This window comes from Nitratidesulfovibrio liaohensis (assembly GCF_011682075.1).
GTDB lineage: Bacteria > Desulfobacterota > Desulfovibrionia > Desulfovibrionales > Desulfovibrionaceae > Cupidesulfovibrio > Cupidesulfovibrio liaohensis.
The window spans coordinates 1-2,433 of record NZ_VSMK01000411.1 but is presented as its reverse complement, the minus strand read 5'-3'; the positions used below and the strand labels follow the sequence as shown (position 1 = coordinate 2,433).

The 2,433-nt window shown below is 68.0% G+C and carries 2 protein-coding genes; both read left to right on the top strand.

Annotation, left to right across the window (positions count from 1 at the left end):
• The first annotated feature begins 12 nt into the window (after window positions 1–12).
• Window positions 13–1,062, top strand: coding sequence for a site-specific tyrosine recombinase XerD (gene xerD, locus FVW27_RS13205; protein ID WP_341806139.1), 1,050 nt, complete (start codon window positions 13–15; stop codon window positions 1,060–1,062).
• A 44-nt stretch (window positions 1,063–1,106) separates the two neighbouring features.
• On the top strand, window positions 1,107–2,433 hold a 1,327-nt coding region (locus tag FVW27_RS13200), incomplete at its 3' end, for a CBS domain-containing protein (protein ID WP_243838441.1).

Sequence of the window (2,433 nt, the reverse complement as noted above, 5' to 3'; positions counted from 1 at the left end):
ACGCCAGCCCCCATTGCGCCAGCCACCACTGCCCCCGGCGAGCCCGCCGGGGCTGCGTCCGCCCGTCGCGGCGCCAACACGGACAAACCGGCCAAGCCGGTAAAGTCCGCCAAGGTCACCGCACGGACAAAGCGCACTCCGGCCCCGCGCGTCGGGCAGGATGGGGCGTCCAGGGCCTCACACCCGCTCATCGACGGGTATCTGGAATACCTGCTCATCGAACGCGGCCTTGCGGAAAACACCCTGGCCGCCTACGCGGCGGACCTGGCCGACTTTGCAGGCTTTCTGGCGCAGGGAGGCATCGATCTTGAAGGGGCCACGGAACAGACCCTGTTCCTGTACATCGTGGATCTGCGGCGTCGCGGCCTGACCAGCCGCACCCTGTCACGCCATCTTTCGGCCCTGCGCGGGCTGTTCGCCCACGGCGTGGCCGAAGGCCAGCTTGCGGCGGACCCGCTGCGCTACCTGGAAAACCCCAAGCTGCCGCGCACCCTGCCCGACGTGCTGACCCGCGACGAAATGGCCGCCGTGCTGGCCCGGCCCGACCTTTCCGACCGCCTGGGCTTTCGCGACCGCACCATGCTGGAATTGCTGTACGCATCAGGCCTGCGCGTCTCCGAACTGTGCGGCTTGCGCCCGCTGGACTTCGATCCCATGACCGGCCTTGTGCGGGTGTTCGGCAAGGGGTCCAAGGAGCGCATCGTACCGGTGCACGACACGGCGGCCAAACTGCTGGCGGCCTACATCCGCGACTGGCGGCCCGCCTTCCGCCCGGTGGAGGACGCCCTGTTCCTGAACCGGTCCGGCAAGGGGCTTACCCGCCAGGCGGTATGGAAGGTGGTCAAGCGCCATGTGGCCGAGGCAGGCATCCGCAAGGACATTTCGCCGCACACCTTTCGCCACTCCTTCGCCACCCACCTGCTGGACGGCGGGGCCGACCTGCGCACGGTGCAGATGCTGCTGGGCCACGCCGACATAGCCGCCACGGAAATCTACACCCATGTTCAGGCCGACCGGCTGCGCCAGGTGCACCGCGCCCATCATCCCCGTTCGCGCTCCTGACCCGACGCCGCGCCCCATCTCAAGGACCACACGGACACCCACGCATGCAGCAGACCCCAAAGATCGCCGCGCCGGTGCTGATCACCGCCCACGCCAACGCAGACTTCGACGCGCTGGCCGCCATGGTCGCGGCGGGCAAGCTGTACCCTGGCGCCGTGCTGGTGTTTCCCGGAAGCCAGGAACGCACCCTGCGCAATTTCTTCATCGAAAGCGCCACCTACATGTTCAACTTCCGGCAGGCGCGCGACATCGATCCGGACAGCGTGGAAACGCTGGTCATCGTGGACACCCGCCAGCATTCGCGGGTGCCCCACGTGCACAACGTGCTGGCCCGCGACGACGTCACCGTGCACCTCTGGGACCACCATCCGGACACCGGCGAAGACCTTCCCGCCGCGTTCAGCCGCGTGCTGCCGTGGGGTTCCACCACGGCCATCATCGTGGCCGAAATCCGCGAAAGAGGGCTGACCCTTTCCGGCGACGAGGCCACCATGCTCGGCCTCGGCATCTTCGAGGATACCGGCTCTTTCACCTTTGCCTCCACCACCGAGCACGACTTTTCCGCCGCAGGCTGGCTGAAGACGCAAGGCATGGACCTGAACGCCATCGCGGAACTCATCGCCCGCGACCTGACCAGCGAGCAGGTGGGCATCCTCAACGCCCTGCTGGAATCGGCCACCACCCACGACATCAACGGCACCCTGGTGACCATCGCCGAGGCGTCCATGGAAACCTACATGGGCGACTTCGCGCTGCTGGCGCACAAGATGATGGACATGGAGAACATCAAGGTGCTGTTCGCCCTGTGCCGCATGGGCGACAGGGTGCAGGTGGTTGCCCGCAGCCGCCTGGCCGAAGTGGACGTGGCCCAGGTGTGCACCTCTCTCGGGGGCGGGGGGCACCCGTACGCGGCCTCGGCATCGGTCAAGGACAAGACCCTGCAACAGGTGCGCGACGAACTGTTCGCCCTGCTCTTTTCCGCCATCAACCCGCAGATGCGGGTGCGCGACCTGATGTCCTCGCCCGTGGTGGGCGTGGACGACGACCGCTCCATCGCCGACGCCGAGGAAACCATGACCCGCTACGGCCTGAAGGCCGTGCCCGTGTTCGCCACGGGCACCCGGCGGTGCGTGGGTTACCTGGAGCAGCAGACCGCCGCCCGGGCCATCTCGCACGGGCTGGGGCACATGGGCGTGACGGAGTACATGCACCGCCGGGTGCAGATCGTGACCCCCAACGAGGACCTGTACAAGGTCATGGAAATCATCGTGGGCCAGCGCCAGCGCCTGGTGCCCGTGGTGGACCGGGTGCCCGCGCCGCACCTGGCGGGCAGCTACGGCGTGGACCGCACGCCCCCGCCCCCCCCATCCG